The organism is Pseudomonas sp. H3_E07 (assembly GCF_054668895.1).
The window spans coordinates 2,800,574-2,819,015 of sequence record NZ_CP162795.1 but is presented as its reverse complement, the minus strand read 5'-3'; the positions used below and the strand labels follow the sequence as shown (position 1 = coordinate 2,819,015).

At 62.4% G+C, this 18,442-nt stretch carries 18 protein-coding genes; 8 read left to right on the top strand and 10 right to left on the bottom strand.

Annotated features, from left to right (window positions below):
* Window positions 1-27: 27 nt before the first annotated feature.
* Window positions 28-549 (bottom strand): DUF3617 domain-containing protein, encoded by a 522-nt coding sequence (locus tag AB4O08_RS12740; RefSeq protein WP_010207650.1) that lies wholly within the window; start codon window positions 547-549, stop codon window positions 28-30.
* A 131-nt stretch (window positions 550-680) separates the two neighbouring features.
* On the opposite strand from AB4O08_RS12740, the gene cls reads away from it, so the two are divergent.
* Window positions 681-2,120 (top strand): cardiolipin synthase, encoded by a 1,440-nt coding sequence (cls, locus tag AB4O08_RS12735; protein ID WP_044288081.1) that lies wholly within the window; start codon window positions 681-683, stop codon window positions 2,118-2,120.
* Between the two features lie 5 nt (window positions 2,121-2,125).
* Here cls and cfaB read toward each other — a convergent pair whose 3' ends face one another.
* The 8 genes from cfaB to hflK (AB4O08_RS12695) form a co-directional block, all read right to left on the bottom strand.
* On the bottom strand, window positions 2,126-3,310 hold the full coding sequence (gene cfaB / locus AB4O08_RS12730; protein ID WP_021491451.1) for a C17 cyclopropane fatty acid synthase CfaB: 1,185 nt from the start codon (window positions 3,308-3,310) through the stop codon (window positions 2,126-2,128).
* Window positions 3,311-3,397: 87 nt separating this feature from the next.
* Window positions 3,398-4,186 (bottom strand): HvfC/BufC family peptide modification chaperone, encoded by a 789-nt coding sequence (locus AB4O08_RS12725; RefSeq protein ID WP_460114165.1) that lies wholly within the window; start codon window positions 4,184-4,186, stop codon window positions 3,398-3,400.
* Window positions 4,177-5,022, bottom strand: coding sequence for an MNIO family bufferin maturase (bufB, locus tag AB4O08_RS12720; protein ID WP_010207655.1), 846 nt, complete (start codon window positions 5,020-5,022; stop codon window positions 4,177-4,179). The genes AB4O08_RS12725 and bufB overlap by 10 nt, the downstream gene beginning before the upstream one ends.
* Window positions 5,023-5,087: 65 nt before the next feature.
* Window positions 5,088-5,342 (bottom strand): BufA2 family periplasmic bufferin-type metallophore, encoded by a 255-nt coding sequence (gene bufA2, locus AB4O08_RS12715; RefSeq protein WP_010207657.1) that lies wholly within the window; start codon window positions 5,340-5,342, stop codon window positions 5,088-5,090.
* 115 nt (window positions 5,343-5,457) lie between these two features.
* Window positions 5,458-7,344: a cation-translocating P-type ATPase gene (locus tag AB4O08_RS12710; RefSeq protein WP_021491450.1), complete on the bottom strand. Its 1,887-nt coding sequence runs from the start codon at window positions 7,342-7,344 to the stop codon at window positions 5,458-5,460.
* A complete protein-coding gene (gene hflK / locus AB4O08_RS12705) occupies window positions 7,341-8,375 on the bottom strand; it encodes a protease modulator HflK (protein ID WP_021491449.1) in 1,035 nt (344 codons plus the stop codon). Before hflK (AB4O08_RS12705) ends, AB4O08_RS12710 begins: the two co-directional genes overlap by 4 nt.
* Window positions 8,372-9,361: a protease modulator HflC gene (gene hflC, locus AB4O08_RS12700; RefSeq protein ID WP_031290624.1), complete on the bottom strand. Its 990-nt coding sequence runs from the start codon at window positions 9,359-9,361 to the stop codon at window positions 8,372-8,374. The genes hflK (AB4O08_RS12705) and hflC overlap by 4 nt, the downstream gene beginning before the upstream one ends.
* Window positions 9,362-9,373: 12 nt before the next feature.
* Window positions 9,374-11,278 carry a protease modulator HflK gene (hflK, locus tag AB4O08_RS12695; protein ID WP_021491447.1) on the bottom strand — a complete coding sequence of 635 codons (1,905 nt, stop codon included), beginning with the start codon at window positions 11,276-11,278 and terminating at the stop codon, window positions 9,374-9,376.
* Between the two features lie 185 nt (window positions 11,279-11,463).
* On the opposite strand from hflK (AB4O08_RS12695), the gene AB4O08_RS12690 reads away from it, so the two are divergent.
* The 6 genes from AB4O08_RS12690 to AB4O08_RS12665 are packed head-to-tail and all read left to right on the top strand — an operon-like array spanning window position 11,464 to window position 17,144.
* Entirely contained in the window at window positions 11,464-12,087 is a 624-nt protein-coding gene (locus AB4O08_RS12690; protein ID WP_045791479.1) for a CDP-alcohol phosphatidyltransferase family protein, read from the top strand.
* 10 nt (window positions 12,088-12,097) lie between these two features.
* Window positions 12,098-13,846 carry a bifunctional alpha/beta hydrolase/class I SAM-dependent methyltransferase gene (locus AB4O08_RS12685; RefSeq protein WP_252959566.1) on the top strand — a complete coding sequence of 583 codons (1,749 nt, stop codon included), beginning with the start codon at window positions 12,098-12,100 and terminating at the stop codon, window positions 13,844-13,846.
* Window positions 13,847-13,848: 2 nt separating this feature from the next.
* Window positions 13,849-15,147 (top strand): phosphatase PAP2/dual specificity phosphatase family protein, encoded by a 1,299-nt coding sequence (locus AB4O08_RS12680; RefSeq protein ID WP_045791477.1) that lies wholly within the window; start codon window positions 13,849-13,851, stop codon window positions 15,145-15,147.
* The gene (locus tag AB4O08_RS12675; RefSeq protein WP_021491444.1) at window positions 15,137-15,580 is read left to right on the top strand and encodes a hypothetical protein; all 444 of its coding nucleotides are present in this window, start codon (window positions 15,137-15,139) and stop codon (window positions 15,578-15,580) included. The genes AB4O08_RS12680 and AB4O08_RS12675 overlap by 11 nt, the downstream gene beginning before the upstream one ends.
* A gap of 9 nt (window positions 15,581-15,589) precedes the next feature.
* A complete protein-coding gene (locus tag AB4O08_RS12670; protein ID WP_021491443.1) occupies window positions 15,590-16,210 on the top strand; it encodes a lysophospholipid acyltransferase family protein in 621 nt (206 codons plus the stop codon).
* 1 nt (window position 16,211) lies between these two features.
* On the top strand, window positions 16,212-17,144 hold the full coding sequence (locus tag AB4O08_RS12665; protein WP_010207670.1) for a phosphatidate cytidylyltransferase: 933 nt from the start codon (window positions 16,212-16,214) through the stop codon (window positions 17,142-17,144).
* Window positions 17,145-17,166: 22 nt separating this feature from the next.
* Here AB4O08_RS12665 and AB4O08_RS12660 read toward each other — a convergent pair whose 3' ends face one another.
* On the bottom strand, window positions 17,167-17,640 hold the full coding sequence (locus tag AB4O08_RS12660) for an Lrp/AsnC family transcriptional regulator (protein WP_029529034.1): 474 nt from the start codon (window positions 17,638-17,640) through the stop codon (window positions 17,167-17,169).
* Window positions 17,641-17,790: 150 nt separating this feature from the next.
* Between AB4O08_RS12660 and AB4O08_RS12655 the strand changes: the two genes are divergently transcribed.
* Window positions 17,791-18,420, top strand: a complete 630-nt coding sequence (locus AB4O08_RS12655) for a LysE family translocator (protein ID WP_044288172.1) — start codon at window positions 17,791-17,793, stop codon at window positions 18,418-18,420.
* Window positions 18,421-18,442 lie beyond the last annotated feature (22 nt).

Sequence of the window (18,442 nt, the reverse complement as noted above, 5' to 3'; positions counted from 1 at the left end):
GCAAGCTCGCGCCTACAGAGGGGGAAGTCAGGCGCGAGGCTTGACCGTTCCGCAATCGTTGCCCAGCCACTGGGCATGGCTGTCCAGGCTGCCCTTCTGCTGAATGCCAGTGGCATTGAAGGTGCCGTTGACGGTGGTGCTGAATTCTTTCTGGCTTTGGAAGGTAGCGACGCCAGTGCCCTGGGCTTTCGGGCAACTGAAGCGGAATTTCCACTGATTGCCGGTCTTGTCGGTCACTTCCTGTTTGCAGCCCGATTGTGGGTCGGTCAGCGGGATCGAATCGGAGGCGACTTGAGCTGGGGTCAGGCACACCTGCACGCCTTTACCGGCCATGGTGATGCCTTGTTTTTCCAGCATGGCGCGCTGTTCCGGGGTCATCTGTTGCTTAAGCTGACCGAGGATCAGCGACAGGTCCGGCAGGTCCTGGTTATCGACTTTCATATTGCTGGTGGTCAGTTCCCACAAGCCCGGCGCCAGCATCTGCGCCTGCGCCGCCACCGGCAGCGACAAACCAATCATCATGGCCAAAGACAGCAGACGAGCATTCATCGGGTAACTCCTGGGTAATGTTGGGCGTTAGACGCCGCAAAGGTGCCAGGGTTGCACGGCAAATAAAATAGCGACATTCCTGACCAGACATGGTCTGTTAGGCACTTGGATTGCCTGGAGTAACGTCGTCCATGGATTTTTTTGGCCCGCACCTGCTCGCCTACTTCATCGCCACGCTGCATTTTCTCGGGACCCTCGCCGCGATTCACGCGGTGCTGACCGTCAGGACCGCCCAAGGCTCGATCGCCTGGGCATTGTCGCTGATGTTCATGCCCTACCTCACGCTGATCCCGTACCTGATCTTCGGCCGGAGCACGTTCGACGCCTACATCCAGGCCCGTCGCCAGGCCAACCAGGAAATGCACACCGCCATTGCCGAGCTGAACTGGCGCCCATGGGTCGAAGAAGCCCTGGCCGCCCGTAACTCCAGCGCCTATGCCTCGCTGCGCGCCATGCCCAAGCTGGGCCGCATGCCGTGCCTGGCCAACAACGAAGTGCGTTTGCTGATCAATGGCGACGCCACCTTCGGCGCGATCTTCGAGGCGATTCGCAACGCCAGGACGGCGGTGTTGTTCCAGTTTTTCATCATTCATGACGACGACCTTGGCCGACAGTTGCACGTCCTATTGAAGGAAAAGGCCGCAGAGGGTGTCGCCATTTACGTGCTGTATGACCGTATCGGCAGCCACGCCCTGCCCCATCGTTATGTGCAATCCCTGCGCGACGCCGGAGTCAACGTGAAAGCCTTCGCCACCCGCAGCGGCTGGCTCAATCGCTTTCAGGTCAACTTCCGCAACCACCGCAAGATCGTGGTGGTGGATGGCATCACCGGGTTTGTCGGCGGGCATAACGTCGGCGATGAATACCTGGGCAAGCAACCACCGCTGGCACCGTGGCGCGATACCCATGTGCAGGTGATCGGCCCGGTGGTGGCGTGCTTGCAGGAATCGTTTGCCGAAGACTGGTTCTGGGCTGCGCGAGAACTGCCGCCACTGATATTGCCGGACGCCTACCCCGAAGACGGCGTGCTCTGCCAATTGCTCGCCAGCGGTCCAGCCGACCCCTATGAAACCTGCTCACTGTTTTTCGTCGAAGCCATCCATGCAGCGACTGAGCGCGTATGGATCACCAGCCCCTACTTCATCCCCGACGAAGCGGTGTTTTCCGCCCTGCGCCTGGCAGTGCTGCGGGGTGTCGATGTGCGCCTTCTGCTGCCCTCACGGCCTGATCACCGCATCGTCTACGCCGCGTCCAGCCTTTACGCGATCGAAGCTGTGCGAGCTGGCGTGCGGGTGTTCCGCTATACCCCAGGCTTCCTGCATCAGAAGGTGGTGTTGGTTGACAACGAAATCAGCGCCATCGGCAGTGCGAACATGGACAACCGTTCGTTCAGGCTGAATTTCGAAGTGATGTTGCTGACGGTCGACGAGGCCTTCGCCAAGGAAGTCGAACACATGCTGCTGGACGACTTCTCCCTGGCCCATGAAGTCAGCCAGGCAGAAAGCCGCGAAACCCGCCGCCTTCAACAACTGGGCATGCGGGTTGCGCGGCTGATTTCACCGATTTTGTAACCCACTCAACGGTAGATATCTTCCCGTGTCCAAGGCAGGTCATGGCTGCCATCGGCATGGGGTTTCACCGCCAGAATCTGGTGCAGGTTGATCCAGCCCCGCGCAAACGCATACGCACAACCCGCCAGGTACAGCCGCCAGATGCGCAACGCTTGCTCCGGCACCATTTTCGCCGCCGCTTCAAGGTTGTCTTCCAGGCGCTCGCTCCAATGGTCCAAGGTTCGCGCGTAGTGCAGGCGCAGGCTTTCGACGTCGACCACTTCCAGCCCGACTTCGCTGATCTCGGCCGTCATCATCGCCAAATGCGGCAGTTCGCCGTTGGGGAACACGTAACGCTCGATGAACTCCCCGGCGCCGCGCCCTACAGGACGACCGTCGGTGTGCTTGGCGGTAATGCCGTGGTTCATCACCAGGCCGCCTTCGCGCACCGCGCCGAACAGGATCTTGCAGTACTCCGCCAGGTTGGCGTGGCCGACGTGTTCGAACATACCCACGCTGACCACTTTGTCGAAACGGCCGTCTTGCGGCAGGTCACGGTAGTCGAGCAATTGCAGGTCCACCTGGCCTTCCAGGCCTTCGGCTTTGACCCGTTCCCGCGCCAGCGCCAACTGCTCCCGGCTCAGGGTGATGCCAAACACCTTGACCCCGAATTCCCGCGCAGCAAACCGCGCCAGCCCGCCCCAGCCACAGCCGACATCGAGCAGGTACTCACCTGGCTGCAACCGCAACTTGCGGCACAGGTGGCGGAATTTGTCTTGTTGGGCCTGATCGATGGATTCGCTGCCGGTTTCGAAATAACCGCAGGAGTACGCCATGTCCTGGTCCAGCCACAGCTGGTAGAACTCATTGGACAGGTCGTAATGGTAGGAAATAGCCGCTGCGTCAGTGGCCTTGTCGTGGATCGAGCGCACCGGACGACTCCCCTCGTCGTCTGCGATCAGGGCGTGACTCAATTCATCACAAACCCGGATGACCTCGGAGATGGAGCCTTCCAGCTCCAACTTTCCCTCGACGAAGGCTTCGCCCAGCGAATCGAGCGTTGGATGGGACAGCTGGGTCACGACCGTGGGGTCCTTCACCACGATGGTCACACTGGGCTCGGGGCCCAAGTTGAATTCATGGCCGTCCCAGAGTCGAAGACGCAGCGGTAGCTGAAGATTCTGTAAGGCCGGTGGAAGTTGCGCGAGCATGGATGATCCCCCCTTGTTTCAGACGTCTGCTGAGAGGTTAGACCATCCGAAGACAAAGTAGGAGGCTATCGATTTGATAGCGCTCTACTATGGGGCTCGGCGCTCGAGCAACCCGTCCTGGACCCATTGCTTCAGCCATGTGACGGCCTGCAGTGGCGCACCCTCTGCATGAGTGACTGCCAACTCGGCGCACAGTTCGGCAAAGCTCCAACCGGTGGTCGCCATTCCTGTCAAGGCAGAGGCTTCGGCGGGCTCCAGGCTACGGTAATGGCAGACATTCTGATGGCGCCACACCAGGCACATCTGCGCCGGGGCTAGCGTATGGCTGTCGGGGAAGTCGGATTCGTCCTTGCTGGCACGCCAGATGGCTACGCTGTTGAACCGGCACAGCAGCGGTTGCACCGAGGGCGCCAGGGAGACCTGCAACACCGGCCACGCGTCGGGCGACAACGACGCCATGTCGTTCAGCGTCAGCGGTTCACCCTGCGGCGCATCAAATGCCAGGGTAAACGCCCATTCCAAGCGCGCCAGCTCCGCCAATGGCGCACTCTGCTCCACCCTCCAATGCTCAAGGATAAACGCCGGGAAACGCTCGCCCAGCCAGCGCAGGCTGTAATGAGCCGAGGGGTAGCGACGCAGGTAAGCCTCGGTCAACGCGGCAAACTCGTCATCGCCCAACCAATAAAGGAGGGCGCTGAAGTCATGCCGCAAGACTTCCTGCAACCGTGAGAGGTAGGCGTTGTGGTAAATCGCCAGGCCCGTGTCCACATCCAGCGTCGGCCCGCCGAGCAACGTGGCGGCGAAGTCACTGCGGGCAGTCGAGGTTTCCGTCAGCAGGTGCTGTTCGAAGGCCAACTGCCAATCGGTCAGGCGCATAACGGCCTCCTGGCCAGTGCCGTCGCGCCCAGTTCACGGGCCTTGTTCAGTTCGGTGAGCAGCTCTTCAAAGGGTGGGAAATGGTCGTCCCGCTCCAGCAGCGTCGACACGGGTCCCAGATGTTCAAGCGTCTGTTGGTAAAGCGCCCACACCGGGTCACACACCGGATGGTCATGGGTGTCGACCACGTAGTCGCCATAATCCATATGCCCCGCCAGATGCAGTTGGCGGATACTCTCCGGTGGCAGGTTGCGGATAAACGTCCAGGCGTCGAAGCCATGATTGCGCGAGCTGACGTACACATTGTTGACGTCCAGCAACAGCTGGCAGCCCGACAGGTGGGCCAAGGCATTGAGGAATTCCCATTCGGTGAATTCGTCCGCTTTCGAACGCACATAACTGGAGACGTTTTCCAGCACCAACGGGCGTTGCAGCACGTCCTGCACCTGGAGCACACGGGCGGCCACGTGGTAGAGGCTTTCTTCGGTGTAGGGCAGCGGCAGCAGGTCATGCAACTGGTGGGCGCTGCCGCGGCTCCAGCACAGGTGATCGGACACCCACGCCGGCTGGATACGCTCAGCGAGCTGTTTGATCTGCTGCAGGTAATCGGTATCGAGGGGATGGGGCCCGCCGATGGACAGGGACACACCGTGCATCACCAGGGGATAGCGCTCGGCTATCGCATCCAGGTAATACAAGGCTTTACCGCCCTGGACCAGGTAATTCTCGGAGATCACTTCGAACCAATCCACAGGTGGCGATTGTTCAAGGATCTGCTGGTAGTACTCGCTGCGTAAACCCAGGCCGTAACCGAGGCTCGGAAGAGAGGTAGGCATAAGACACTCCTGGGAAAGTGTCCGCAGCGGTGGGGGCGACCGCTGCGGGTGCACTGAGCTGTCGGTTATTCGCCGACTTTGCCGCCAGCCTTGGTGCAGGCATCGGCACTGGCCATCGCCTTGAAGCCCTGGCCTTTGCAAGAACCCTGGCCTTTACAGGCGTGGTCCTTGGTTTTGCAATCGTTCTGGCCTTTGCACGCGTTGATGCCGTAGCAGTGAACGGCGGTGTCGGCGGCTTGAGCCTGAGTGACAACACCGGCGAACAGGGTAGCGGCGGCCATTGCGAGAGCGGCACCGGCAGCAGCGGATTTGATGTTCATTGTTGTATTCCTCATGATCGTAGGGGTGTCGGTCCGAACGGGTTGTTCAGTCTCGACACACCACTAGAGTGAGGCCCCTCATCGGCGTTACAGCGGTGTGCAAATATTTCTGAAATTACTCTTCAAGCTTCAAAAGCGGTTCCTGAAAGCGCAGTAACCGCCCCGCGTTTCCCAGTACCAGCAAAGTGCTGAGGTTATGCAACACCGCTGCAATCATGGCGCCCGCCGCACCCAACCAGCCGAAAGCGGCGAACACGACAATGGCCAAGGTCCAGCCCAGGCCGATGATCACGTTGACCTGCAAAGTCTGCCGACACTGGCGACTCAAGCGCACACACGTGCCCAGGCGTCGCAAGTCGCTGCCGATCAGCACCACGTCCGCAGACGCCAGGGCAATATCCGCCCCACCCGCGCCCATGGCCACGCCAACCACACCGGCCTTGAGCGCCAGGGAGTCGTTGATGCCGTCGCCCACCACCATCGGGCGGAAGCCGTTGCTGATCTCACCCAACACGCGGTTGAGCTTGTCTTCGGGCAAGGCCTGGGCTTCGACATCGCTGATGCCTACCTCCAGCGCCAGGCTGTTGGCCACGCTTTGGCGATCGCCGGTGAGCAGCAGTTGGCGACCGAGGCCAAGGTCACGCAACTCTTGCAGAGCCTGGCGTGCCTCCGGCTTGACGCTGTCGGCCAGCAGCAACCAGGCGAGAAACTGCCCGTTCAGCGCCAGCCCGGCGATGGGGCCATCGTGATTCGGCACGGCGGTGGTGGTGATACCCAGTTGCTCAAACAATTCCGGCCGACCCAAGGCCGCTTCACCCCGATCAGTCTGCGCCACTACCCCCAAGCCCTGACGCTCACGAATATCCGTCAACACCAACAGCTGTTCCTGTGTTGCCAAACCCGCCAACGCCCGACTGACCGGATGGCTGCTGGCGGAGCCGAGACTGGCCGCCAGGTTGAGCAGCACCTGCCGATCCGGCGCAGTGGTTTCGATGGAGTGCAGGCGCAAGGTGCCGAAGGTCAGCGTCCCGGTCTTATCGACCACCAATGAGGTCAGGTCCGCCAGTTCCTCCAGGAACGCGGAGCTGCGAATCAGGATTCCATGCCGCGCCGCGACGGCTATCCCGGCGATCGCGGTGGCTGGTGCCGACAGCACCAACGCGCACGGGCACGCCGCCACCAACACGGCGAGCATCGCCTGGGCGTCGTTGGTCACGAACCAGGTCACCGCCGCCAGTAGCAACACCAGCACCATATAGCTGCCGGCATAGCGTTCCAGCAGCCGCGTAATCGGTGGCTTGGACCGCTCGGCGTTCTGCATCAACGCGATGACTTTGCCCAACGTGGACTCATTACCCGTGCGGGTCACTTGCAGGCGCAGCAGGCCGTCGAGATTGATCGCCCCACCAAACACCTGCACGCCCACACTGGCTTCCAACGGCACCGACTCACCGGTAATCGGCGCCGTATCCAGGCTCGCCTGGCCCGACAGCACCACGCCATCTGCCGGCACCCGATCACCGGCCCGCACTTCGACGACATCGCCGGTGTTCAGCGTGCCGTTATCCACTTCGACAATGCTGCCATCCGCCTGTACCAACCGCGCATGGCTGCGAGTCAGCTTGCCCAACGCGTGGATCGCTTCCTGGGAGCCGATCACGCTGCGCTCCTCCAGTACGTGACCGAAGATCATGATGATCGGCAACAACGCGGCAGTCAGCAGATCGCCCGTCGCCCAGGCGCCGAGCATGGCCAGGGCGATCAGTTGGTCGGTGATGCCATGCAGGCTGGGAAACCGCAGGCTGTACCAGGCCGAACGCATCACCGGCACGGCCACCAGCAACGACGCGACGCCCAGCAGGAGTTGGCTCACGCCGGATTGGTCCGGCGCCAGCCAGCGCCATGCCAGGCCCAGTACCAGCAAACCCAGGGCCAGCATCGCCAGGGTCAATTGCCGGGCAGCGCTGCGCTGCTCGGCGGAGGTCAGCATGGGTGCGCTCATTGTTCGGCTCCCTGAATGATCAAGCGGGAGTCGTCTTTCGGATCCACCGTGGTCACGGCACCGGCCTGGCCGAGAATCTTCGGCAAGCGCTCGCGGTACAGGCGCAGCAACAGGCCCGGGTCTTTCACTTGGGCCAGGCTAACAACGGTCGCGGTTTGCGCCTGGGCATTGGCCAGACGTTCGCTGGCCTGGGCGTGGGCGACTTGCACCAGGCGGTCGGCCTGCTGGGTCGCTGTCTGGGTGAGTTTTTCCGCGTCGGTGCGCGCATTGGCCACGGCCTTGTCGGCTTGCTGGCTGGCAGTCAGCACGGCGTTGAACGCATTCACCGCCGGGCCCGGCAGGCTCGATTGCACGTCGACACGGGTCACTTCGATGCCCAGCCCCAAACCAGTGGACGCCAACTCCGTAAGGCGTTTATTGATGCCTTGCACCAAGTCGCCGCGCAACCGCTCACGGCGTTCAGCGGCGCCGTTGTCGGTGCCGATCAACTCGGGGCGCGCGACCAAAATAGTATCCAAGTCCCGCGCCGCTGTGAGGGCTACCGCGCTGCGCGTCACCACCCGATCCAGGGCCGGCAGCACATGATCGCCCTGCAACACAAACGCATAGGGCTCGGTGACCTTGTAGAACACCCGCACATCCAGTTGCACCACACCGGCATCGCCCGTCAGCAGGTAACCGGAACCGGCCAACGCATCACTCAATGGCGTCGCGAAACTGGCCACACGGTCGGCCTGGATCGCTGCGTCGGAGCGCAGCAGGTTCTCCACGCGGCGTTCGATCACGCGGTCAGCAGCCGGCAGCAGTACCACTTGCTCGAACGGCTGCGGCCACGCCACCAACAACCCGGCATTCTGGATACGGTCGAGCGCGCCGAAATGCAGGACTACCGCGCGGTTCTGCGGGTCAATCTGACGCACATTGGAAAACGCCCAGGCCAGCGCCGCCAATACAGTCACCGCGTACAACGCCAGGAAGGCCAGGCGCCCGGCCTGGATCCATGGGCTGTCCGGGGTGTCACGCTCGGTCATGGCTGGACATCCTTTGGCCCGTCCACCAAGGCGCGAAACGGTGCGGCGTCGGTGCGCAGGATGATCTTGGTGCCCGGTGTGACAACCGTGCCCAAGGTGTCCAGGGACCGCAGCAGGTTGTAAAGCTGCGGATTACCGGCGTAAGCGCGAGCATAAATCTGCGCCGCTTCGACCCGCGACTGGGCCTCGATATCGGCGGCCTTCACCGTGGCATCGGCCTGCACAATCCGCGCATCACGCTCGGCGGCGGAGCGGATCTGCGCAGCTTCACGCTTGCCCACGGCGGTGCGTTCGGTGGCAATGGTTTCACGCTCGGCACGCATGCGGTCGACGGTGGCGGTGAGGGTCACCGACGGCAGGGTCAGGCGTTCAATGCCGACCTGGGCCACGCGCACACCGTAGGTAGTGAGCAATTGTTGATCAATCTGCTGGCGCAACTGTGCTTCGAAATCAGCGATACGCACCTGGCTGGCGTCGGTGTTGATCAAGCTGGACAGGTCGAAGCTCGCCGCCGTGGTTTCCAGCGCCGAACCCACGAAGGTACGAATCTGCCGCGCCGCTTCATCCGGCTGGTTCTGCACCGCACGCATGAAGCGCTGCACGTTGTCCGCGTCGCCCTGTACCTGCCACGCCACGTACGCCTGCACGATGATGCGCAGGCCGTCGCGGGTGCCCACATCCTGCAAGCCGCTGGAAGTGGTGCGCAGGCGCAAATCGACCGGGATCGCCGCTTCGAACGGCGCCGGCCAGCGCCAGCCCAGGCCAGGTTCCAGCAGCACCCGCGATGGGTTGCCGAAACGCGTGATCACCGTAGCTTCGCCGGATCGCACTTGCACCAGGCTGGCGGCGGCGACTGCAAACAGCACCAGCAACAGCGCCCAGGTCATACGCCGCCAGGGGAACGGGCCGGCAGCCTGTTCATCACCGTGATGATGGTGGTGGTGATGGCCGTGATGATGACCGTGATCGTGAGAATGAGCGCTCAACAGACCGACTCCTTATTGAACGGCTTTACGCGGCACCGAAGGATCGGCCGGCAAGGTAAAAGAACGTAGATCGATCGTCGGCGCGCCGTCGGCACCCAGGCGATGATCCAGAATAAGCAGCTTGGCGTGGGCCAGGCCCTGGCTGAGTTGGCCCAGGTACTGTTCCAGCACGAACGCCTGCCCCGCCGTGGCGTAGGCCTTTTGTTCGGCGGCGAAGCGCAGGTTGGCCGCTTGCGCGCCCGCGTTCACTTCGCGGGCTGTGGCCGTGGCCTGGTCGCGGGCGGTGCTGGCTTGCAGCAACGCCTGGTTGGTTTGTTCGCTGGCCGCGCCGCGTTCGCGGGAGATCAGGGCCTGGGCGCCGATCTGTGCAGCCTGCACACCGTGGTAAGCGTTGGCGGCACCGGCCGGAGGGTGGATCGCCTCCACCACCGTGGCGAGGATTTCCACGCCGCTGTCGAGTTTTTGCAGATCGGCCTGTACGGCGCGGCCGATTTCGTCAGCCAGGCGGGTGCGTTGTTCACCGAGCAATTCGTCGAGGGTGCGCGAGGCAAAGTCATGCACGAGGATGCGGCTGGCGGTGCTGCGGAGCAGGGTTGTTACGTCCGCGCTGTTATAGGTGGCGGCGAGCGCGGCCTGATCGGTAAGGCCGATGCGGTAGACGAAACGCACATCCATATTGACGATCTGGAAGCTCTGTTTGTCGCCGCTGCTGCTGGCGATCACCTGAGACTTGTCATTCACATGGCTGGCGTCCCACAAACGGTTGGCAATCAACGGCGCCGGGCCTTCGGCAGGGGCCAGTTCCGGCGTGGCCGCTTCACTGACACTGGTGGCCAGTTCATGCACTACGCCGTTTTCCACGTTGATGACGCGGCCCAATGGCCACGGCAATCCCGCATGCAGGCCTGGGCCGAAGACCTGTACCGGCTTGCCAAAACGTTCATAGATCCCACGGCCTTGCAGGGGCACTTCGTGCACGCCGGTCAGCGTCCAGCCTACCGCCAACACCACCAGCAACACCGGCAGGAACGCCCGACGCATGTAAGTAAACGCCCAGATCTGGCGCAGGTCGATGCCAAAGCGGTTGTGCAATTCATGCTGCAGCGCGAGCAAGGGTTGCGGCGGCCAGCGCAGCAGCCCGGCGATAAAGCTTTGCGCCATCAGCCGGGGCTCGAGGCGTGGCTCGCGCGGGCTGAACAGGGACAGCACCGCTCTTAATAGAAACTCCAGCGAGACCAGTGCTGGCAGCAAGCCGATCCCTACGGCCAACCTTAGGGGCCAGACGGCGTTCGCACCGGCAAAGAGCAGGCACACCGCACTGACCACCAGGCAAATAATCGCTACCCGGCTCAATTGCGCCAGTTGCGACGCTTCCGGCCATTGCGCGGCGGTCTCCTGGGCCAGGCGGCGTTCAAACACCAGCAAACCAAACGCCAATCCCAACGCGAGCGCGGCTCCAACGCTTGCCGATTGACCGACCGGTGCGGCGGGCAAGGCCAGGTTCCAGAACTCGACAATGCTGACCAGCGCCAGCAACGACCACCCCCCCAGCCACAACACTGGCGTGCCAATCTGTTGGCCAAAGCGCTCCACAAGACGCGCGTAACGGCTCGCGTCTTCAACCGGTAGCTGAACCAACGGTTCTTCCAACGCCTGGGCGCGCCAATCCGCCACCCACCACGCCGATTGCAATCCGGCCACCAGCAGCAGCAACGCCGACGCGCAGTTAATCAATACCACCGGCCAGATCGACAGCGGCGCAAACAACGCGACAAACAACGCCAGCACCCAGCCGGCAATGGCCAGCACCGTCAGGCTGATACCGGCCTGGCGCACTCGGCGCGCATGGAACAGCCCCTGTTGAAAACGCGGAAGGCCTTGCGCTGAAGCGCCGTCAGCTTCCAGATCCACTCGCATCCACTTACGTCCGCTTGTACACAATTAGTTACGATATAACACACGGCGTGAAATTTTTGTTTGCTTAAGAGCAGACCGTGACTAAACCCCCAGAAACACGCGCCATCACTGGTGCAGGCCACGATTAATCGGCACACTCCAGAACAGTTTTTCGCGGGTCCACGGACAAGGAAGCGTCACCTCCCATGATTTCGATCTATCAGCTCAAGCCGCGTTTTCAAAACCTGCTGCGCCCTCTTGTGCAGCGCCTCTATGACAATGGCACCACCGCCAACCAGATCACCGTGCTGGCCGGCGTGATTTCCTTGCTGGTCGGCCTGCTGATCGCCGGCTTCGCCCAACACCTGTGGCTGTTTGCCCTGATCCCGCTGTGGATGATCCTGCGCATGGCTCTCAACGCCATCGACGGCATGCTCGCCCGGGAATTCGGCCAGCAGTCGCGCCTGGGTGCCTACCTGAATGAACTGTGTGATGTGATCGCCGACAGTGCGCTGATCCTGCCGTTCGCGCTGATCCCCGGCGTGAGCCTGGCGCCGGTGCTGCTGGTGGCGTTGTTGGCGGTGTTCAGCGAATACGCCGGCGTGCTGGGGCCGATGGTGGGCGCATCACGGCGCTATGACGGGCCGATGGGCAAAAGCGATCGCGCGTTCGTACTCGGCGTACTGGCCACCGGCGTGGCGCTGGGCTGGCTGGGCGCGGGCTGGGTCGACACGGTGATGTGGCTGGTGGCCGCCCTGCTCGCTTACACCATGGTCAATCGGGTGCGTCAGGGCCTCAGAGAACAACCAGAAACCTCCCCTTCTGCATAAGGACTTTGCAATGCGCGAACAGCAACAGCACACCTTCAGCACCCATGACGGCGTCGAGCTTTTCTACCGGCACTGGCCGGCCACGCAGAGCGACGGGCCGCGCCAGGCTATCGTGCTGTTCCATCGCGGCCATGAGCATTCGGGGCGTATCGCCCACCTGGTGGATGAACTGAACCTGCCGCACTTCGACTTTTTCGCGTGGGACGCCCGTGGCCACGGCCAGTCCCCCGGCGAACGCGGTGACAGCCCCAGCTTCGCCACCAGCGCCCGTGATGTGCAGACCTTCTGTGACCACATCGGCGCCACCTATGGCATCGAGGAAGAGAACTTCGCGGTCATCGCGCAAAGCGTTGGCGCGGTGATTGCCGCGACTTGGGTGCACGATTACGCGCCGAAAATCCGCGCGCTGGTGCTCGCTTCCCCCGCTTTCAAGGTCAAGCTCTACGTGCCTTTTGCGCGGCCAGGCCTGGCGTTGATGCGCAAGTTCCGTGGCAACTTTTTCGTCAATAGTTACGTCAAGGCCAAGTTCCTCAGCCATGACCCGGAGCGGGTCGCGTCCTATGACAGCGACCCGCTGATCACCAAGGCGATATCGGTCAATGTGCTGCTCGGCCTCTACGAAGCGGCCGACCGGGTTGTCGCCGATGCCCAGGCGATCCAGGTGCCGACGCAGCTGCTGATCTCGGGTTCGGACTTTGTGGTGCACCGCAAACCCCAGCAGCAATTTTTCGACCGCCTTGGGAGCCTGAAAAAAGAGCTGCACATCCTCCCCGGTTTCTTCCACGACACCCTGGGCGAACGCGACCGCGCCACCGCCGTGAACAGCGCCCGGCGTTTCATCCTGCAAAATTTCGAACACCCGCTGGACCGTGCATCACTGTTGGATGCCGACAAGCTGGGCGCCACCTGTGCCGAGTCCGAAGCCCTCGCCGCCCCCCTGCCGCGCAACTCCTTGCGCGACCTGTACTGGCGCATGACCCGCGCCAGCATGGGCCTGGGCAAGAGCCTGTCGGACGGCGTAAAGCTGGGCTTCGACACCGGCTTCGACTCCGGCAGCACCCTGGACTACGTGTACCGCAATACACCTACCGGCAAGGGCGGGCTGGGGCGGATGATCGACACCAACTACCTCAACTCCATCGGCTGGCGTGGCATTCGCCAACGCAAGTTGAACGTCGAAGAGCTCCTGCGCCTGGCAATGGCGAAGTTGCGTGGGGAGGGTCGCGAAATCCGTATCGTGGATATCGCCGCCGGTCATGGCCGCTACATTCTGGAAGCCTTGCAGGGCGTGTCGCCGCTGCCGGAATCGATCCTGCTGCGCGACTACAGCGACATCAACGTGCGCGACGGTGGCGCGCTGATTCGCGAGAAAGGCCTGGGGGACATTGCGCAGTTCGTCAAAGGCGATGCATTCGACCGTTTGGATCTGGCGGCGCTGGAACCCAAGCCGACGCTGGCGGTGGTGTCCGGACTGTATGAGTTGTTTGCCGATAACGGCATGGTTGGCAATTCACTGGCGGGCCTCGCTGAAGCCGTGGAACCTGGTGGCTATCTGGTCTACACCGGCCAGCCATGGCACCCGCAACTGGAGCTGATCGCCCGTGCGCTGACCAGCCACCGCCAGGGGCAGGCCTGGGTCATGCGCCGCCGTAGCCAAGCGGAAATGGATCAGTTGGTGGAAGCTGCCGGTTTCCGCAAGATCGCCCAGCGTGTGGATGAATGGGGCATTTTCACCGTGTCCCTGGCACAGAAGATCTGAGCATGCGCGAACCCGGTTTGTTGAAACCCGCGGTCCTGTGGCTGCTGCTGTTGGCGCCACTGTTCTTCAGCACTTACGGCTTTGCCACGTGGGTGACCAGCCAACGCAGCGACGTCGGCACGCTGGTGTTCGGCTGGGAAACCCATATGCCGTTCTGGGCCTGGACCATCGTGCCCTATTGGTCCATCGACCTGCTCTACGGGTTTTCCCTGCTGCTGCCCAACACCCGGCATGAGTTGAAACAGCATGCGCTGCGCTTGCTGAGTGCCCAGGTGATCGCCGTGAGTTGCTTCCTGATCTGGCCGCTGCGCTTCACCTTCGAGCGGCCGGAACTGGATGGCGTGTTCGGCTGGCTGTTTGCCGTGCTGGCGGGGTTCGACAAACCGTTCAACCAGGCGCCTTCGTTGCATATCGCGCTGCTGGTGATCCTGTGGGTCATGTATCAGCGCCACACCCAAGGGTTATGGCGCTGGCTGGTGCATGGCTGGTTCGCCTTGATCGGCATTTCGGTGCTGACCACTTATCAACATCACTTTATCGACTTACCCACAGGCGCTCTCGCCGGTTGGCTGTGTGTGTGGTTGTGGCCGGTGGAACATCCAAGCCCATTGCTGAATGCACGGCTTACCCGGGATTCGAAGCGCTGGCGCTTGGGTCTGCGCTACGGCCTGGGGGCGTTGGCACTGGCAGTACTCGCATTTTCCCTGGGCGGCGGCTGGTTATGGCTGCTCTGGCCGGCGGTGTCCCTGGGCCTGATCAAGGTGAATTACCTAGTGCTCGGCGCGTCGGGCTTTCAGAAACGCACCGATGGCCGGCTCACACCCGCGGCGCGTTGGCTGTATGCACCTTACCTGGCCGGGGCGTGGATAAATTCGCGCCTGTGGACACGCAAACACCCACAGCCGGACCTGATTGTGGATAACGTGTGGCTTGGACGGATTCCCAGTGCGAAAGAGCAGGATTCATTCAACGCCATCGTCGACCTCTGTGCCGAGTTGCCAATTAATCCACAGGGTCGCGCGTATCAAAGCATCCCCGTGCTTGACCTGATCGCTCCGACACCCACCGAATGCCAGCAAGCCGCCGAGGCCATCGAGCGTCTGCGTTCAAGCGGCCCGGTGCTGGTGTGCTGCGCCCTTGGCTACTCACGCAGCGCCACCGCGGTCGCCGCCTGGCTGCTGCACAGCGGGCGCGCCGCCACGGTGGACCAGGCGCTGGCTATTATTCGTACAGCGCGGGCCCATGTGGTCCTGCATCCTGCTCATCGTCAAGCGTTGGAGGGTTTGCCCCATGCCCGCTGATATGGAACTCCAGGTGGTCGCCAGCCTGCTGCGCCGTGGCCGTTCACTGGATCAGTTATCCACAGGCCTGACCGTGGCCGGTGTGTTATTTGGCCTCGCCCAGTTGCTGATGGCGAGTATTTCAACCATCTGCCTGCTGCTCAGCCTGTGGATGATTATTCTGGGGCTGCTGCAAAAATACTGGGCGTTGCGCGTGGCCTTCGACGCCGACCTGTTCGCCCTGCTGGCCCGCGACATCGACCGCACCCCGGACCTTGACCAGGCCCTGCAAACCCTTGGCCTGCAATCGGCCAAGCGCATTGGCCGGCCCTGGACCGAACGCCGTCGCGGCGCCCTTAAACTGTTGCGCAAACAAGCCTGGCTGCTGGGCGCGCAAGCGCTGCTGACCCTGGGCGTGATCCTCGCCAGCCCTTGGCTGCCTTTCGCCGGATAAGGAATTCCCATGTTCGAACCCGTGGTCGCCACGCTGATTACCTCCATGGCCCGCACTGTCACCGGTGCCCGCAGCCTGTGGCTGGGGTGCGCGCCGGTGCCGGTGCAACGCATCTACTTCGCCAACCACAGCAGCCACGGTGATTTCGTGTTGCTGTGGGCCTCGTTGCCGCAGAACCTGCGCAAATTCACGCGCCCGGTGGCCGGCAGCGATTACTGGAATAAAAGCGCCTTGCGTCGCTACATCATCAACCGGGTGTTCAACGGCGTGCTGATCGACCGCGAACGCAAGGACCCTGTGGATAACCCACTGCAGCCCATGCTGTCCGCGCTCGAAGGCGGCGACTCCTTGATCATCTTCCCGGAAGGCACGCGCAACCTCGAAGACGGTTTGCTGCCGTTCAAAAGTGGCTTGTATCACTTGGCGAAAAGTTACCCACAGGCCGAATTGATCCCCGTGTGGATCGCCAACCTAAATCGGGTCATGCCCAAGGGCCGCGTACTGCCGCTGCCCCTGCTGTGCACCACCAGCTTCGGCGCGCCGCTGCAATTGGAAGAAGGCGAAGAAAAAACGCTGTTCCTCGCCCGCACCCGCGACGCCCTGCTCGCCCTTGCCCCGGAGCATGTCTGACATGGATAGCCAAACCCTGATGTTGTTCGGCGGCATCGGCGCGATCCTGGTGCTCGCCTCGCTGATCGGCCTGATCCTCAAGCTACGCACCCGTGGCAGCCCAAACGCCGTCATCGACAACCTCAACGCCCGCATCAACGCCTGGTGGGTCATGGTGGTAGTCATCGGCATCGCCTTCTGGCTCGGCACCGGCGCGGTGATCCTGCTGTTCTACGCGGTGTCCTTCTACGCCCTGCGTGAATTCCTCACCCTTACGCCCACCCGCCGCAGCGACTACCCGGCGCTGGTCGCCGCGTTCTACCTGGCGCTGCCGCTGCAATACCTGCTGATCTATTCAGACTGGTACGGGCTGTTCTCGATCTTCATCCCGGTGTACGTGTTCCTGCTGCTGCCGATCCTCGCTTCGCTGGGTGGCGACAGCACGCACTTCCTGGAACGCGCGTCGAAGGTGCAATGGGGCCTGATGATCGCGGTGTTCTGCGTGTCTTTCGTACCCGCCCTGCTCACCCTCGACATTCCCGGCTACGAAGGCCGCAACCTGCTGCTGATTGCCTACCTGGTGATCGTGGTGCAACTGTCGGACGTATTGCAGTACGTGTGTGGGAAGTTGTTCGGCAAACACAAGATCGCGCCCAACCTGTCGCCGTCGAAAACCGTGGAAGGCTTTGTCGGCGGGATCCTGTTGTCGTCCCTGATCGGCGCGGCACTGTGGTGGACTACGCCATTCAACCCGTGGCAGTCGTTCTTGATTGCGCTGCTGATCAACCTGCTCGGCTTTGCCGGCGGCATCGTGATGTCAGCGATCAAACGCGACCGGGGCGTGAAAGACTGGGGCCATATGATCGAAGGGCACGGCGGGATGTTGGATCGGTTGGATTCGGTGTGCTTCGCCGCCCCCATCTTCTTCCACCTCGTGCGCTACTGGTGGACCTGACGCTCCTACAGGGGCTCAGACATCAACCTGGCAAATGCCCCAGCGGCAAAGCGCCTGGGGTTTTCACGGTCTGGATCGCGAAGTTGCTGCGGATGTCCCTCACCCCCGGCAGTTTCAACAGGCTGCCCGTGACAAATCGTTCGTAGCCGCGCAGATCCGGCACCACCACCTGCAACAGAAAGTCCGATTCCCCCGACACCAGGAACGCCGAGATCACCTCGGGCAAGGCCATCACCGCTTCGCGAAAGGCGTTGGCCTCGGTGTCGTTGTGCCGCTCCACCTTCACGCCAACGAACACCATCATACCCAGGCCCACTTCGTCACGGTCCAGCGTGGCCTGGTAACCCCGAATCACACCGGCTTCTTCCAGCAGACGCACGCGCCGCAGGCAGGGTGAGGCAGACAGGCCGATCTCATCCGCCAGTTGCACATTGCTCAGGCGGCCGTCGCGTTGCAGGGCTTCGAGAATCTTGCGGTCAAACGCATCGAGTTTCAGGTTTGGCATAAGTGAATGGCCGATCAGGTTATCAGTGGCAGAGAATGCCAAGACTAGACGCTTTTGTGGCTGACTACGCAAGCACCTGCCCCACCCTTCAGCCCTAGAATTGGCCAACACACTAGGGGGTGAGACATGGCGGAACTTTACATGGCGGAACTTTGGTTGTTTTTGGTGGCGCTGTCGGTGGCGTACCTGTTGCCCGGGCCGGACATGATCCTGCTGCTGCAGACCGGAGCCCGCCAGGGCAAAGCCCTGGCGCTGACCACGGCGATTGGCTTGGGACTGGCCCGCGCCTGCCATGTGGCCTTGGCGGGCATGGGGCTGGCGACCTTGTTCAAGGTGGCGCCGTGGACCTTTGATGTCGTGCGCCTGGGTGGCGCGGCCTATCTGTTGTGGCTTGGTATTCAATGCCTGCGCGCGTCTATGCTGCCGCCTCTGGAAATGGCAAACACCCCGCTGGCAGCCCATGCTTGGCGTGCAGCGTTTCAACGCGGCTTGCTGACCAACCTGCTCAACCCCAAGGCGCTGCTGTTCTGCTCGGTACTGCTGCCGCAATTCATCAACCCCCAAGCCGGCCCGGTGGCGGCGCAGTTTGCGTTACTGGGCGTGATCCTGGTGGCCGTCGGTTTCGTGTTCGACTGTTGCTACGCACTGACCGGCGCGCGCATCGGCCAGTGGCTGGCGCGCAATCGCTCGGCGCAGCGTATGCAGCAGTGGTTATTCGGCAGTCTTTTGATCGGTTTTGCGGTGCGTCTCACTTTTGTACAACACGCCTAGCGGCGCAGCGTATCGGCGTCAT

Coding starts and splice junctions, on each gene's coding strand:
- AB4O08_RS12725 (WP_460114165.1), bottom strand. CDS start 4,186: ATGCGCCTGACCGATTGGCAGTTGGCCTTCGAACAGCACCTGCTGACG.
- AB4O08_RS12680 (WP_045791477.1), top strand. CDS start 13,849: ATGCGCGAACCCGGTTTGTTGAAACCCGCGGTCCTGTGGCTGCTGCTG.
- cls (WP_044288081.1), top strand. CDS start 681: ATGGATTTTTTTGGCCCGCACCTGCTCGCCTACTTCATCGCCACGCTG.
- AB4O08_RS12665 (WP_010207670.1), top strand. CDS start 16,212: ATGGATAGCCAAACCCTGATGTTGTTCGGCGGCATCGGCGCGATCCTG.
- hflK (WP_021491447.1), bottom strand. CDS start 11,278: ATGCGAGTGGATCTGGAAGCTGACGGCGCTTCAGCGCAAGGCCTTCCG.
- cfaB (WP_021491451.1), bottom strand. CDS start 3,310: ATGCTCGCGCAACTTCCACCGGCCTTACAGAATCTTCAGCTACCGCTG.
- bufA2 (WP_010207657.1), bottom strand. CDS start 5,342: ATGAACATCAAATCCGCTGCTGCCGGTGCCGCTCTCGCAATGGCCGCC.
- AB4O08_RS12710 (WP_021491450.1), bottom strand. CDS start 7,344: ATGAGCGCACCCATGCTGACCTCCGCCGAGCAGCGCAGCGCTGCCCGG.
- AB4O08_RS12655 (WP_044288172.1), top strand. CDS start 17,791: ATGGCGGAACTTTGGTTGTTTTTGGTGGCGCTGTCGGTGGCGTACCTG.
- bufB (WP_010207655.1), bottom strand. CDS start 5,022: ATGCCTACCTCTCTTCCGAGCCTCGGTTACGGCCTGGGTTTACGCAGC.
- AB4O08_RS12675 (WP_021491444.1), top strand. CDS start 15,137: ATGCCCGCTGATATGGAACTCCAGGTGGTCGCCAGCCTGCTGCGCCGT.
- AB4O08_RS12740 (WP_010207650.1), bottom strand. CDS start 549: ATGAATGCTCGTCTGCTGTCTTTGGCCATGATGATTGGTTTGTCGCTG.
- AB4O08_RS12685 (WP_252959566.1), top strand. CDS start 12,098: ATGCGCGAACAGCAACAGCACACCTTCAGCACCCATGACGGCGTCGAG.
- AB4O08_RS12670 (WP_021491443.1), top strand. CDS start 15,590: ATGTTCGAACCCGTGGTCGCCACGCTGATTACCTCCATGGCCCGCACT.
- AB4O08_RS12690 (WP_045791479.1), top strand. CDS start 11,464: ATGATTTCGATCTATCAGCTCAAGCCGCGTTTTCAAAACCTGCTGCGC.
- hflK (WP_021491449.1), bottom strand. CDS start 8,375: ATGACCGAGCGTGACACCCCGGACAGCCCATGGATCCAGGCCGGGCGC.